The organism is Brevundimonas faecalis (assembly GCF_040549405.1).
GTDB classification, from domain to species: Bacteria; Pseudomonadota; Alphaproteobacteria; order Caulobacterales; family Caulobacteraceae; genus Brevundimonas; species Brevundimonas faecalis.
In genome coordinates this window covers 93,381-107,606 of the sequence record NZ_JBEPTF010000003.1, presented here as the reverse complement: position 1 = coordinate 107,606, position 14,226 = coordinate 93,381, and the positions used below count along the sequence as shown (strand labels likewise).

Genomic DNA, 14,226 nt, shown 5'->3' with positions numbered 1-14,226 from the left:
CCTCAGGCCAGGCCGAGGGCGGAGATGAGGATGTCGATGAGCTTGATGCCGACGAAGGGGGCGATCAGGCCGCCCAGGCCGTAGATCAGCAGGTTGCGGCCCAGCAGCTTGCCCGCCCCGACGGCGCGGTACTTCACGCCGCGCAGCGCCAGCGGGATCAGGGCGATGATGACCAGGGCGTTGAAGATGACCGCCGACAGGATGGCGCTTTCCGGGCTGGACAGCTTCATCACGTTCAGCGCCGCCAGCGACGGCAGGCCGACCACGAACATGGCCGGGATGATGGCGAAATACTTGGCCACGTCGTTGGCGATCGAGAAAGTGGTCAGGGCGCCGCGCGTGATCAGCAGTTGCTTGCCGACCTCGACGATCTCGATGACCTTGGTCGGGTCGCTGTCGAGATCGACCATGTTGCCGGCCTCACGTGCGGCCTGGGCGCCGGTCTGCATGGCCACGCCGACGTCTGCCTGTGCGAGGGCGGGCGCGTCGTTGGCCCCGTCGCCGCACATGGCGACCAGACGACCCTTGGCCTGCTCCGCCTTGATCAGGCGCATCTTGTCCTCGGGTGTGGCCTCGGCCAGGAAGTCGTCGACCCCGGCCTCGGACGCGATGGCCGCCGCCGTCACCGGGTTGTCGCCGGTGATCATGACGGTGCGCAGGCCCATGCGGCGCAGGTCGGCGAAGCGGGCCTTGACCCCCGGCTTAACCACGTCCTTCAGGTGGATGACGCCGACCAGGGCGTCGTTCTCGACCACGGCCAGGGGCGTGCCGCCCGAGCGGGCGATGCGGTCCACGGCGGCGCGGAACTCGGCGGGCGCGGCAGCTTCGGACATGCCCAGGGATTTCAGCACGGCGTCGACCGCCCCCTTGCGCCACGATTGACCGTCCACTTCCAGACCCGACTGGCGGGTCACGGCGCTGAACGGGATCGTCTTGGCGCCGACAGGCAGGTCGCCCGTCACTCCGGCGTTACGGCCCAGTTCGACGATGGAGCGGCCTTCCGGCGTCTCATCGGCCAGAGAGGCCATGACAGCCGCCCGCATCGCTGTCTCGGGACGAACGCCCGGAACAGTGATGACCTCGACAGCCATGCGGTTGCCGAAGGTGATAGTGCCGGTCTTGTCGAGCAGCAGGGTGTCGACGTCGCCTGCGGCCTCCACCGCACGGCCCGAGGTCGCCAGCACGTTCACCTTCAGCAACCGGTCCATGCCGGCGATGCCGACGGCGGACAGCAGGCCCCCGATCGTCGTCGGGATCAGGGTGATGAAGAGCGCGCCCAGGACGATGGGATCAAGCTTGATCCCGGAATAGGCGCCCAGGCCCAGCAGGGCCGCGACCGCGATCAGGAAGATCAGGGTCAGGCCGGCCAGCAGGACGGACAGGGCCAGTTCGTTCGGCGTCTTGCGGCGGTCCGCGCCCTCGACCATGGCGATCATGCGGTCGAGGAAGGTGGCGCCGGGGGCCGAGGTGATGCGCACCTTGATCCAGTCGGAGACGACCGTGGTGCCGCCGGTAACGGCCGAGCGATCGCCGCCGCTTTCACGGATGACGGGCGCGCTTTCGCCGGTGATGGCGGCCTCGTTGACCGAAGCGACGCCCTCGATGATCTCGCCGTCCGAGGGGATGACGTCGCCGGCCTCGACCAGGACGACGGAGCCGATCTCCAGCTCCCCCGCCGGGGTCGGGACGGCGGTTCCGGTTTTCGGATCGACGATCAGCTTGGCCTTGGTGGTGACGCGGGTGGCGCGCAAGCTATCCGCCGCCGCCTTGCCGCGCCCTTCGGCGATGCTTTCGGCGACATTGGCGAACAGGACCGTGGCCCACAGCCATAGGGCCAGTTGGATGGCGAAGCCCGCCGCCTGACCGCTGACCACCGCCACGACCGCCGAAGCAGTCGCCAGCAGGGCGACGATCCAGGTGGCGAAGATCACCGGGTTTCTGAGAAGCTTGGTCGGGTTCAGCTTGACGACGGCGTCGCCGAGCGCCCGGCCGAGCATGGCTCCGGTCAACCCGCCCGCGATGGGCGCAGAAGACCGGGAGCTCGACGGATCGAGCGTGACTTGGGTCATGGGATTTTCCGATCAGAACCGGGCCGTGACCTGGAGCATGTCGAAATGCTCCACGATCGGACCCAGTGAGAGGGCGGGGAAGAACTGCAGGCCGCCGAGGATCAGGATCACCCCGATCAGCAGGCCGATGAACAGCGGGCCATGGGTCGGCAAGGTGCCGGTCGAGGGCGCCAGCCTGGGCTTGGCGACCAGGGCGCCGGCGACGGCCAGAACCGCTATGGCGGGCACGAACCGGCCCAGCAGCATGGCCAGACCCAGGGTGGTGTTCCACCAGGGAGCGTTGGCGGTCAGGCCCGCAAAGGCCGAGCCGTTGTTTCCCGTCGCCGAGGTATAGGCGTAGAGGACCTCGGACAGGCCGTGCGGCCCCTTGTTCAGCAGTCCGGCCAGGGCTTCGGGCAGGACGGCGGCGACGGCCGAGAAGCCCAGCACCGACAGAGGCACGACCAGGACCGCCAGCATGGCGAACTGGATCTCGCGCGCCTCGATCTTCTTGCCCAGGTATTCCGGCGTGCGGCCGACCATCAGGCCCGCGACAAAGACCGACAGCATGGCCATCAGGACCATGACGGCGACGCCCGAACCGATCCCGCCGGGCAGGATCTCGCCCAACTGCATCAGGAACATGGTCACGGCTCCGCCCAGCGGCATGTAGCTGGCGTGCATGGAGTTGACCGAGCCGTTGGATGCGCCCGTCGTCTGGGCCGCCCAGGCGACCGAGGACGGCACGCCGAAGCGGACCTCCTTGCCCTCCATATTGCCGACCGATGTATCCACGTTGGCGGCGACGGCGGCCGGAGCCGGCTGGGTTTCAATGACGTACAGCGCCGAAGCCGCGCCTCCCAGCAGGATGACCGCAGCGACCACCAGGGCGCGCACGTCCTTCTTGGCAAGAACACTGCGACCAAAAGCGAAGAAGGCCGCCCAGCCCAGGACGTTGATGCTGATCGCCGTGATCAGATTGGTCAGCGGCGTCGGGTTTTCCAGCGGATGGGCCGAGTTGACGTTGAACACGCCGCCGCCGTTGATGCCCAGTTGCTTGATGGCCAGCTGGCTGGCGGTCGGGAACAGGCTGATCGTCTGTTGGCCGCCCTCCAGCGTCGTCGCCTGGGCCGAGGCCGCCAGCGACTGGACCACGCCCAGGCCCGCCAGAACCACGGCGACGATGAAGGCGATAGGCAGCAAGACATAGAGGCTGGTGCGCGTCAGGTCGGACCAGAAGTTGCCGACGCCCTCGCCGCGATTGGCGATGAAGGCGCGGGCCAGGGCCGCCGCTATGGTCGCGCCGGTTGCAGCCGAGACGAAGTTCTGCACCGTCAGGCCGACCATCTGGGTGAAGGTCGACATCGTCGCCTCCCCGCCATAGCTCTGCCAGTTGGTGTTGGTGACGAAGCTGACGGCGGTATTGAAGGCCAGATGCGGGCTGACGCCGTCAAACCCCTGCGGGTTCATAGGCAGGACGCCCTGCAGGCGCAGCATGCCGTAGAGCAGCAGGAAGCCCGCCAGGTTGAAGGCTAGAAGCGCGCCGACATAGCCCAACCAGCCCTGGCTGCGGTTCGGGTCTACCCCCGCGGCGCGATAGAAGAGGCCTTCGACCGGCTTCAGCACCGGGTCCAGCCAGGTGCGTTCGCCGTTCCAGACGCGCGACATATAGACCCCGATCAGCCAGCCGAGCATGACGGCCAGACCGAGGGTCAGGGCGATCTCCGCCCATCCTTGAATATTCATGAGAAGGCGGCTCCGCTCAGAACCGCTCGGGGCGCAGCAGGGCCGCGACCATGTAGCCGGCAATGACCAGGGCGCCGGCGCCCCACAGGAGGTTCAGCCACATGGTCACAACCTCTTCAACGCAGCGGCGAGCGCGGCGAAGGCCAGGAAGGCCCCGCCGCCGATCGCCAGAAAAATCATATCGGCCATGCCGACACCTCCAGCTCGACTGAGAGCCGGAGAAGACGCCTTTCAAGCGTAAGCCCTCCATGCGGAAAGGCCGCCCCTGCATAAGGCGCGCATAAGGAAGGTGCAGACTTGCCCTCCCTTCCCGCTTGCCGCCGGGCTTGGCCAACCTATGATCCCTTCAGTTCCGAGGGGGAGTATCGAGAATGCACAAGTCAGCCTGGGCGTGCTGCGCCCTGATTCTTGCGGCGACGCCCATGACGGCGGCGATCGCCCAGACGCCGCCGTCCGCGGCCGTATCAACCCGATTCCAGGCCCAGGACCTGTTCAACCTGGAAGTCGCCTCCGACCCGCAGATCAGTCCGGACGGTTCGCGCATCGCCTATGTCCGCCAGACCGCCGACATCATGACCGACCGCATGCGTCCCAGCATCTGGCTGATCGACGTGCGGACAGGGCGGCATACGCCCCTGGTGGCGGGCGCGGGTTCGCACACCCAACCGCGCTGGTCGCCGGACGGAACCCGGCTGTCCTACATCTCGACCGGCGAAGGCGGCGGGGCGCAGTTGTTCGTCCGCTGGATGGACACCGGCCAGGCGGTGCGCGTCACCGGCCTGCCGAACACCCCATCGGGCGTCAGCTGGTCGCCGGATGGAACCCGCCTGGCCTATTCCATGCTGGTTCCCGGCGAAGCGCCCAAGATCGGCACGCCCCTGACCAAGCCCGAAGGCGCCCAGTGGGCTCCGCCCCTGGAGATCATCGACACCGTCACCTATCGCGCCGACGGCCAGGGCTATCTGAAACCCGGCTATCGCCACGTCTTCGTCGTGCCCGCCGACGGCGGCGGCGCGCGCCAACTGACCCAGGGCGCCTTCCACCACGGCGGGGAGCTGTCCTGGTCGCCGGATTCCGCAACCCTCTACCTCAGCGCCAACCGCAATCCCGATTGGCAACGCGAGGCGGCGAACAGCGAAATCTTCGCCCTGGACGTGCGCTCGGGCGTCTTGACCGCCCTGACCAACCGGAACGGTCCGGACCAATCGCCCGCCGTCTCGCCCGATGGGCGGCGCATCGCCTATGTCGGCTATGACGACAGGCGGATGGGCTATCACAACGCCCGCCTCTATGTGATGAACCGAGACGGCGCTGATCGCCGGGTGCTGACGGAAGGCCTGGACCGCTCGGTTCAGTCGCCCGTCTGGAGCAAGGACGGACGCTCCATCCTGTTCGCCTATGAGGATCATGGAGCCATCACGGTCGGACGGGCCACGCTGGACGGCGCGGTCAGCACCGTGATCCAGGGCCTCAGCGGCGACGACATCGGCCGCCCCTACGCCGGCGGCGACTTCTCCTTGGCCGACGATGGCGCCATCGCTTTCACCCGCGGCGATTCCCAGCGCCCGGCGGACATCCACCTGCTGCGCCAGGGCCGTCAGACGCAGCTGACGCGCCTGAACGCCGACTATCTGTCCGGCAAGACTCTGGGCGCAGTGCAGCGCCTGGAGGTCGCCTCCTCGCACGACGGGCAGGCGGTCGAATCCTGGCTGACCCTGCCCGCCGGCTATGTGGAGGGTCAGAAGTATCCGCTGATCCTGGAAATCCACGGCGGTCCCTTCGCCGCCTACGGACCGCACTTCGCCACCGACAACCAGTTGTTCGCGGCGGCCGGCTACGCCGTCCTGTCGGTCAATCCGCGCGGCTCGACCTCCTACGGCGACGCCTTCGCCAACCTGATCCACCACGACTACCCCGGGCACGACTACGAGGACCTGATCAGCAGCGTCGACGCCGTGATCGGACGCGGCGTGGCCGATCCGGACCGGCTGTTCGTCACCGGCGGATCGGGCGGCGGCGTCCTGACCAGTTGGATCGTGGGCAAGACCGACCGCTTCAAGGCCGCCGTGGTCCAGAAGCCGGTGATCGACTGGTCCAGCTTCGTCCTGACGGCCGACAACCCGGCCTTCTTCGCCCGCTACTGGTTCGGTGAATACCCGTGGGAAAACCCCGAGGCCTATTGGCGCCGGTCCCCCCTGTCGCTGGTCGGCAATGTGAAGACCCCGACCATGGTGGTCGTCGGCGACGAGGACTATCGTACCCCGGTCAGCGAGTCCGAGCAGTACTACACCGCCCTGCAACTGCGCGGCGTGCCCAGCGCCCTGGTGAAGATTCCGGGCGTCGGTCACGGCCTGGCGGTTCGTCCATCCCAGAACGCAGCCCGGATCAACGCCATCCTGACCTGGTTCGACCGCTACAAGACCGGCGCGGCTGCTCAGACGACGACGCAGGCGGCGCGATAGGCGCAAGCTCGGGGAGGGTTCCGGACGACGCCCTCCCCTTTTCCTTTCCTCCCTGACGGAGCCCAGACGATGACCGCGTGGCGTTTCTGGATCGATCGTGGCGGCACCTTCACCGACATCGTCGCCCGCGCGCCGGGCGGCGCCCTGCAGACGCGCAAGCTGCTGTCCGTCAATCCTGAACAGTACGCCGACGCAGCGGTCGAAGGCGTGCGGCGCATCCTGGGCGCCGCGCCGGGCCCCCTGGCCGCCGGCCTGGTCGACGAGGTCCGGATGGGCACCACCGTCGCCACCAACGCCCTGCTGGAACGCAAGGGCGAACCGACGGTCCTGGCGATCACGTCCGGGTTCGGCGACGCCCTGCGCATAGGATGGCAGGCGCGGCCCGAACTCTTTGTGCGTCACATCAAACTGAATGATCAACTCTATGATCATGTTATCGAAATAGATGAACGCATGACGGCCGAGGGCGGCGTGGACCGCCCCCTGGACGAGGCCCGCGCGCGCGCCGATCTGACCGCCGCCCGCGCGGCGGGCTTCCGCGCGATCGCCGTCGTCCTGGTCCACGGTTGGCGTTTCACTGACCATGAACGGCGACTGGCCGAGATCGCGCGCGAGGTCGGCTTCGAACAGGTGTCGGTCAGCCATGAGGTCGGCACCCTGATCAAGCTGATCGGGCGCGGCGACACCACAGTGGCGGACGCCTATCTGTCGCCCATCCTGCGCGCCTATGTGGACCGGGTCGGAGGCGACCTGGGCGCGGCGACGCCACTGCAGTTCATGCAGTCCTCGGGCGGGTTGACCGCCGCCGACGCCTTCCGGGGCAAGGACGCCATCCTGTCGGGACCGGCCGGCGGCGTCGTGGCCATGGTCGAGACGGCCAAGGCCGCCGGCTTCGACCGCGTCATCGGCTTCGACATGGGCGGCACCTCGACCGACGTGTCCCACTTCGCCGGGGATTATGAGCGCACGTCCGACGCCGTGGTCGCAGGCGTGCGGCTGCGCGCGCCCATGCTGAGCATCCACACCGTCGCGGCGGGCGGCGGGTCGATCTGCCGCTTCGACGGCGGACGCCTGCGCGTCGGGCCGGAATCGGCGGGCGCATCGCCCGGTCCGGCGGCCTATCGGCGCGGCGGACCGCTGACGGTGACCGACTGCAACCTTATGATGGGCAAGTTGAGCTCGGACTTCTTCCCCGCCGTCTTCGGTCCGAACGCCGACCAGCCGCTGGACGCCGAGGCTGTGCGAACGAAGTTCGAGGCCATGGCGGCCGAGGTCGAGGCTGCGACCGGCCGCGCCGTCGCGCCCGGCGAACTGGCCGAGGGCTTCGTCACCATCGCCGTGCAGAACATGGCCGAGGCGATCCGCTCCATCTCCATCCAGCGCGGCTACGACGTCACCAAATACGTGCTGAACTGTTTCGGCGGCGCGGGCGGGCAGCACGCCTGCCTGGTGGCCGACGCCCTGGGCATGACCCAGGTGCTGCTGCACCCGTTCGCGGGCGTGCTGTCAGCCTATGGCATGGGCCTGGCCGAGGTCCGAGCCATCCGCCAGACGACCGTCGCCCTGCCCCTCGGCGCCGATGTCGACGCCGCCTTGGCCGAGCGGGTCAAGGAACTGACCGGCGCAGCGCGTGGCGATCTGGCGGCTCAGAGCTTCGACGCCGCCGCCGTCTCAACCATCGCCCGCGCCGAGATCAAGTTCGCCGGATCCGACACCCCTCTGACTGTGCCGTATGGCCTCTCCGCCGACATGGCCGCCGCCTTCGAGGAGACGCACCGTCGCCGCTTCGGCTTCTTCGCCGAGGACAAGGCCCTGGTGGTCGAGACTCTGGAGGTCGAAGCCGTCGGCCGTTCGGATCAGGCGCCGGAGGCGTCGCAGACGTTCGACAACACGGCGACAGCGCCCGAGGCCGTCGCCGTATCGAGCATTCGCATGGCGGGCGCGGATCGCCAGACGCCCGTCTATCGCCGCGAGGCGCTGCGGCCCGGCGCCCACGTCGACGGCCCGGCCATCCTGCTGGAAGACACCGGCACCACCGTGGTCGAGCCCGGCTGGCGCGCCTCGGTCGATGCGGCGGCCAACCTGCTGCTGAAGCGGGTCGTTCCCCTGCCCGCCCGCACGGCCATCGGCGCGGACGTCGATCCGATCATGCTGGAGGTGTTCAACAGCCGCTTCATGGCCTGCGCCGAGCAGATGGGCGAGGCCCTGCGCGCCACCGCCTATTCGGTGAACATCAAGGAGCGGCTGGACTTCTCCTGCGCCGTCTTCGACGCGGGCGGGTCGCTGATCGCCAACGCTCCGCACATCCCGGTGCACCTTGGGTCCATGGGCGAGAGCATCCGCACCGTCATCGCCTCGCGCGGCGGTGGCGCCGACGGACGCGGCATGAAGGCCGGCGACGTCTACATGCTGAACGCCCCTTACAACGGCGGCACCCACCTGCCCGACATCACCGTCATCATGCCGGTGTTTCTGGACAATGACGCGGAGCCCGCCTTCTTCGTCGCCGCGCGCGGCCACCACGCCGATGTCGGCGGGATCACGCCCGGTTCCATGCCTGCGGATTCACGCACTGTGGACGACGAAGGCGTGCTGATCGACGACTTCCTTCTGGTCGACGCGAGCAAGCTTCGCGAAACAGAAACGCGCGCCCTGTTCGCCTCCGGTCCCTGGCCGTCGCGCAACGTCGATCAGAACCTGTCGGACCTGAAGGCCCAGGTCGCCGCCTGCACGCGCGGCGCCCAAGAGCTGATCCGTATGACCAGTGAGTTCGGCCGTGATGTCGTCATCGCCTATATGGGCCACGTCCAGGACAACGCCGAGGAAGCCGTCCGCCGCGCCGTCGCCGCCCTGAAACCCGGCGCTTTCGCCTATGAGATGGACGACGGCGCCGTCATCCACGTGCGCATCGACGTGGATGCCCAGGCTCGCAGCGCGGTCGTCGACTTCACCGGGACCAGCGACCAGTTGCCGACCAACTTCAACGCCCCGCTGTCGATCGCGCGGGCGGCGACGCTTTATGTCTTCCGCACCCTGGTGGACGACACCATTCCGCTGAACGAAGGCTGCCTGAAACCCATCGAACTGATCGTGCCGGAAGGCTCGATGCTGAACCCGCGCTATCCCGCCGCCGTCGTGGCAGGCAACGTCGAGACCAGCCAGGCCGTGGTCGATACCCTCTATGGCGCGCTGGGCGTCCTGGCCTCCAGCCAGGGGACAATGAACAACTTCACCTTCGGCGACGAGACGCGTCAGTACTACGAGACCATCGCCGGAGGGTCCGGCGCCGGACCCGACTTCGACGGAACCGCCGCCGTCCAGACCCATATGACCAACAGCCGCCTGACCGATCCCGAAGTGCTGGAGACGCGCTTCCCGGTCTTGCTGGAAGCGTTCTCGATCCGGCGCGGCTCCGGCGGCGCAGGACGCCATGGCGGCGGCGACGGGGCCGTACGTCGGGTGCGCTTCCTGGAGCCGATGACGGCGTCCATCCTGTCCAACCACCGCCGCGTCGCGCCCTTCGGCGTCGCAGAGGGCGAACCAGGGGCCGTCGGGATCAACCGGGTCGAGCGAGCCGACGGAAGCGTCGAGGCGCTGGGGGCCACGGCCGAGGTCGCCATGTCGCCTGGCGACGTCTTCGTCATCGAAACGCCCGGCGGCGGCGGCTTCGGCGCGAAAGAGGCTTCCACGCGCGGTTGATCCGCGCGACCCTTCCGGGGGGAGTATTCCGGCAAAGATTCTGGGGAGGATCTGAGTCCATGCTTGTGCTTATCGGCATCGCGATCGTGGTCGCGGGCTTCGTCGCGCGGATCAATCCGCTGGTGGTCATCCTGGTCGCCGCCATAGCCACCGGGATTCTGGCCGCGGTCGGACCGAGCGCCGACGCCCAGAGCCTGCTCCAGGCCGGGATCGACACGATCTCGCGCTTCGGCCAGGCCTTCAACGACAACCGCTACTTCCACATCACCTGGCTGGTCCTGCCGGTGATCGGCCTGCTGGAACGGGCGGGATTGCAGGAACGGGCGCGCGACCTCGTCACCAAGGTCAAGGCGGCGACGGCCGGGCGGCTGATGCTGATCTATCTGCTGGTTCGCCAGGCGACCTCGGCGCTCGGCCTGACCTCCCTGGGCGGCCATCCGCAGATGGTGCGGCCCCTGATCGCGCCGATGGCCGAAGGCGCGGCCGAGAGCCAGCACGGCCCCCTGACCGACAAGGCCCGATTCCGCATTCGCGGCATGGCTGCGGGCACGGACAATATCGGTCTCTTCTTCGGCGAGGACATCTTCATCGCCATCGGCTCCATCGTCCTGATCGTCGGCTTCCTGGAACAGGCGGGCATCCGGGTCGAAGCCCTGCACGTCTCCCTGTGGGCCATCCCCACGGCCATTGTCGCCTTCCTGGTCCACGGCGCGCGCCTGTTGATGTTCGACCGGCGGGTGAAGAAGGACATGGCCGCCCCGGATGTCGCTGAAGACGCATCGGAGCCAAAGACGGGAATGGGCCGATGATCACGCTGGAACACGCCTATGTCGCGACCGGGCTGATGTTCGCGGCCTTCTCCATCCTCAGTCTGCGCGATCCGCTGAACCCGACGCGCTTCCGCAGCGCCCTCTTCTGGGGGTTGATCGCCCTGTCGATGCTGTTCGGTAGCTGGCTGGGCGGCTTCGGCAACGGGATGCTGGTCATCGCTTTGGTGATCATCGCCGCAACCGGCAAGCTGGGCGTCGGCAAGCCCGCCACCACCACGTCGGAGCAACGCCAAGCCAACGCGGCCCGCTGGAAGAACGCCCTGTTCGTACCCGCCCTGATGGTGCCGCTGGTTACGGTCGGCGGCACACTGCTGGCCAAGCATACGGCGACGGGCGCCTGGCTGATCTCGCCGGTGCAGACGACGCTGATCTCTCTGGGCCTAGGCTGCGTCATCGCCCTGTTCGCCGCCATGGCCTGGTTCAGGCCGCCGGTCATGGCCCCCGTGCAGGAAGGGCGGCGGTTGATGGACTCCATCGGCTGGGCCGCTCTGTTGCCGCAGATGCTGGCGTCCCTGGGCGCGGTCTTCCTGGCCGCCGACGTGGGCCAGGTAGTGGGCGACCTGATCGCCCGGGTCATCCCCATGACCTCGGCCTTCATGGCGGTGTTCGCCTATTGCGCGGGCATGGCCCTGTTCACCGTCATAATGGGCAACGCCTTCGCCGCCTTCCCCGTCATGACCGCCGCCATCGGCCTGCCCATCGTCGTGCATCAGTTCGGCGGCGACCCGGCCATCGTCTGCGCCATCGGCATGCTGGCCGGATTCTGCGGGACGCTGATGACCCCCATGGCCGCCAACTTCAACGTGGTGCCCGCCAATCTGCTGGAACTTCCGGATCGCAATGCGCCCCTGAACGGCGTCATCCGCGCCCAACTTCCCACGGCGGTCGTCATGCTGTTCGCCAACATGGTGCTGATGTACCTCCTCGCTTTCCGGTTCGGATCATGACGCAAAGCCTCGACGCTGCTCTCGCTTCCCGTTTCGCCGCCACGGCCCTGGGCCATGTGACGCGGGAATACCCCAACCACATCATGCATGTGCTGACGGGTCCCCAGGACGCCCGCACGCCGCGTGACATGCATCCGATCTTCTTCGGCAGCTTCGACTGGCATTCCTGCGTCCACGGCTGGTGGACCCTGTTCACCCTCTATCGCCTGCACCCTGACATGGCCGAGGCGCCGCACATCCGCGCCCTAGCCGATGAGATTTTCACACCCGAGGCCGTCGCGGGCGAGGCCGCCTATCTGGCGCGACCCGAAGCGCGCGGCTTCGAGCGCCCCTACGGCTGGGCCTGGCTGCTGATGCTGGCGGCGGAACTGGAACGGCACGACACGGACGAAGGCCGCCGCTGGGCCGTGACTCTGCGCCCCCTGGCCCAGATCTTCGCCGATCGGTTCAAGGCCTTCCTGCCGCTGGCCGATTATCCGGTGCGGGTCGGAACTCACTACAACACCGCCTTCGCCCTGCGCCTGACGCTGGACTACGCCGACGTCCATGATCCGGATCTGGCTGCCCCGTGCCGCGAAGCCGCTCGGCGGTGGCATATGAATGACCGCGACTGTCAGGCCTGGGAGCCGTCGCAGGACGAGTTCCTGTCCTCGTCCCTGATGGAAGCCGTGTTGATGCGGCGCGTTCTGACAGCGGAGGATTTCCGCATCTGGTTCGACGCCTTCCTGCCCGCCCTGACCGAGGGGCGGCCCGCAACCCTGTTGTCGCCCGCCCGCGTCAGCGACCGCACCGACGGCAAGATCGCCCATCTGGACGGTCTGAACCTGAGCCGCGGCTGGTGCTGGCGCGAGATCATCGCCGGTCTGCCGAGCGACGATCCGCGTCGGGCGGTCGCACAAAAGGCGGCGGCGATCCACCTGGACGCCGCCCTGCCCCATGTCACGGGCGACTACATGGGCGAGCACTGGCTGGCCAGTTTCGCCCTGCTGGCCCTGCTCGCCGCCTGACGAAGAGCTTCAGCTCGCCGAGTAGCTGGTCTTGATCTGGGTGTAGAAGTCCACGGCCGCGAAACCTTGTTCGCGCGGGCCATAGCTGGACTTCTTCGTTCCGCCGAACGGCACGTGGTAGTCCACCCCGGCAGTGGCCAGGTTGACCATGGTCATGCCCGCGCGCGCGTTGCGCTGGAAGTCGCGGGCGTATTTGAGCGACTGGGTGACGATGCCCGCCGACAGACCGAACTCCACCCCGTTGGCCACGGCCAGGGCCTCTTCATAGCTGGCCACGCGAATGGTCGAGGCCACCGGACCGAAGACTTCCTCGTTGTTGATCCGCGCATCCGGCAGGGTGTCGGCGATCAGGGTCGGCTGGACGTACCACCCCGGTCGGTCGAGCTTCAGCCGTTCCCCGCCCGTGACGACGCGGCCGCCGCCGGCGCGGGCGATGTCGATGTAGCTGTAGGACACCTCGCGCTGGGCCTCGGTCACGGCCGGGCCCATCTGGGTCGTCGGATCGAGGGCGTCGCCGACCCGAAGAGCCGCAACCTTCTCCGCCAGGGCGGCGACGAAACGATCATGAACGCCGTCCTGCACGATCAGACGGCTGGAAGCGGTGCAACGCTGGCCCGTCGCGAAGAAGCTGCCGTCCAGGGCGACGGCGACCGCGCGTTCCAGATCCGCGTCGTCCAGGATGATCAGGGGGTTCTTGCCGCCCATCTCCAGTTGCACGCGCGCCTGACGCTTCATCGCGCCTTCCGCCACGCTGGTTCCCACAGCCTGGGAACCGGTAAAGCTGATCCCGTCGATGTCCGGGTGAGCGACGATGGCCCGGCCCACGTCGCCGTCGCCGATGACCATGTTGACCACGCCCTTGGGCAGGCCCGCCTCATGCAGGATGGCGACCAGAGCCTCGGCCGTGGCCGGGGTAGGGCCTGCGGGTTTGAGCACGACCGTGTTGCCGAAGGCGATCGCCGGGGCGATCTTCCAGGCCGGGATGGCGATGGGGAAGTTCCAGGGCGTGATCAGGCCGAAAACCCCGATCGGCTGGCGATAGGTCTGGATCTCCACGCCCGGCCGAACCGAGGCCAGGTTCCGGCCGTGAACGCGCAGCGCCTCGCCGGCGAAATACTTGAGGATGCGGGCCGCGCGCACGGTCTCGCCTATGCCTTCCGGCAAGGTCTTGCCCTCTTCGCGAGACAGGAGACGGCCGATCTGTTCACGGCGCTCCATCAGCAAGGAGCCCGCCCGATCGAGGATGTCGAAACGAACCTCGGGCGAGGCGTCGGCCCAGGAGGCGAAGGCGGCGCGTGCGGCCTGCACAGCCTGATCCACCTCGATCGCACCGCCCTTGGGCGTGCGGGCCACGACCTCGCGCGTGTCGGAAGGATTCAGACTTTCGCCAGTCAGCTCGCCACCGACCCTTTCCCCGCCGATCCAGTGGGAGAGTTCGAGACTATCGGTCATGGCGGTTCCTTAAACGAGACGGCGACCCGGCCACG

General features: G+C 68.0%; 9 protein-coding genes. 5 read left to right on the top strand and 4 right to left on the bottom strand.

Translation table 11 applies throughout. The annotated features are described in order from the left end of the window. Positions 1 to 2: 2 nt before the first annotated feature. Genes kdpB through ABIE19_RS11390 form a run of 3 tightly spaced genes read right to left on the bottom strand, consistent with a single transcriptional unit; the run spans position 3 to position 3,897 of the window. A complete protein-coding gene (gene kdpB / locus ABIE19_RS11400) occupies positions 3 to 2,069 on the bottom strand; it encodes a potassium-transporting ATPase subunit KdpB (protein ID WP_354089320.1) in 2,067 nt (688 codons plus the stop codon). Positions 2,070 to 2,081: 12 nt separating this feature from the next. Continuing rightward, complete coding sequence (gene kdpA, locus ABIE19_RS11395) at positions 2,082 to 3,794, bottom strand: potassium-transporting ATPase subunit KdpA (RefSeq protein ID WP_354089319.1); 1,713 nt, start codon at positions 3,792 to 3,794, stop codon at positions 2,082 to 2,084. Between the two features lie 16 nt (positions 3,795 to 3,810). Further along, positions 3,811 to 3,897, bottom strand: a complete 87-nt coding sequence (locus ABIE19_RS11390) for a potassium-transporting ATPase subunit F (RefSeq protein ID WP_354089686.1) — start codon at positions 3,895 to 3,897, stop codon at positions 3,811 to 3,813. A 268-nt stretch (positions 3,898 to 4,165) separates the two neighbouring features. Between ABIE19_RS11390 and ABIE19_RS11385 the strand changes: the two genes are divergently transcribed. The 5 genes from ABIE19_RS11385 (at position 4,166) to ABIE19_RS11365 (ending at position 12,739) form a co-directional block, all read left to right on the top strand. Continuing rightward, complete coding sequence (locus ABIE19_RS11385; RefSeq protein WP_354089318.1) at positions 4,166 to 6,256, top strand: prolyl oligopeptidase family serine peptidase; 2,091 nt, start codon at positions 4,166 to 4,168, stop codon at positions 6,254 to 6,256. A 69-nt stretch (positions 6,257 to 6,325) separates the two neighbouring features. Next, positions 6,326 to 9,955: a hydantoinase B/oxoprolinase family protein gene (locus ABIE19_RS11380; RefSeq protein ID WP_354089317.1), complete on the top strand. Its 3,630-nt coding sequence runs from the start codon at positions 6,326 to 6,328 to the stop codon at positions 9,953 to 9,955. 59 nt (positions 9,956 to 10,014) lie between these two features. Then, positions 10,015 to 10,764, top strand: coding sequence for a DUF969 domain-containing protein (locus tag ABIE19_RS11375; protein ID WP_354089316.1), 750 nt, complete (start codon positions 10,015 to 10,017; stop codon positions 10,762 to 10,764). After that, entirely contained in the window at positions 10,761 to 11,732 is a 972-nt protein-coding gene (locus ABIE19_RS11370) for a DUF979 domain-containing protein (RefSeq protein ID WP_354089315.1), read from the top strand. Before ABIE19_RS11375 ends, ABIE19_RS11370 begins: the two co-directional genes overlap by 4 nt. Then, entirely contained in the window at positions 11,729 to 12,739 is a 1,011-nt protein-coding gene (locus ABIE19_RS11365; protein WP_354089314.1) for a DUF2891 domain-containing protein, read from the top strand. The genes ABIE19_RS11370 and ABIE19_RS11365 overlap by 4 nt, the downstream gene beginning before the upstream one ends. Before the next feature lie 9 nt (positions 12,740 to 12,748). On the opposite strand, the gene ABIE19_RS11360 is transcribed toward ABIE19_RS11365, so the two are convergent. Beyond that, positions 12,749 to 14,191 carry an aldehyde dehydrogenase family protein gene (locus tag ABIE19_RS11360; protein WP_354089313.1) on the bottom strand — a complete coding sequence of 481 codons (1,443 nt, stop codon included), beginning with the start codon at positions 14,189 to 14,191 and terminating at the stop codon, positions 12,749 to 12,751. Between the last annotated feature and the right edge of the window lie 35 nt (positions 14,192 to 14,226).

Bases quoted from the DNA above. Each gene is read 5' to 3' on its own strand.
- ABIE19_RS11390 (WP_354089686.1), bottom strand. From the start codon at position 3,897: ATGTGGCTGAACCTCCTGTGGGGCGCCGGCGCCCTGGTCATTGCCGGC.
- kdpA (WP_354089319.1), bottom strand. From the start codon at position 3,794: ATGAATATTCAAGGATGGGCGGAGATCGCCCTGACCCTCGGTCTGGCC.
- ABIE19_RS11360 (WP_354089313.1), bottom strand. From the start codon at position 14,191: ATGACCGATAGTCTCGAACTCTCCCACTGGATCGGCGGGGAAAGGGTC.
- ABIE19_RS11370 (WP_354089315.1), top strand. From the start codon at position 10,761: ATGATCACGCTGGAACACGCCTATGTCGCGACCGGGCTGATGTTCGCG.
- ABIE19_RS11380 (WP_354089317.1), top strand. From the start codon at position 6,326: ATGACCGCGTGGCGTTTCTGGATCGATCGTGGCGGCACCTTCACCGAC.
- ABIE19_RS11365 (WP_354089314.1), top strand. From the start codon at position 11,729: ATGACGCAAAGCCTCGACGCTGCTCTCGCTTCCCGTTTCGCCGCCACG.
- ABIE19_RS11375 (WP_354089316.1), top strand. From the start codon at position 10,015: ATGCTTGTGCTTATCGGCATCGCGATCGTGGTCGCGGGCTTCGTCGCG.
- ABIE19_RS11385 (WP_354089318.1), top strand. From the start codon at position 4,166: ATGCACAAGTCAGCCTGGGCGTGCTGCGCCCTGATTCTTGCGGCGACG.
- kdpB (WP_354089320.1), bottom strand. From the start codon at position 2,069: ATGACCCAAGTCACGCTCGATCCGTCGAGCTCCCGGTCTTCTGCGCCC.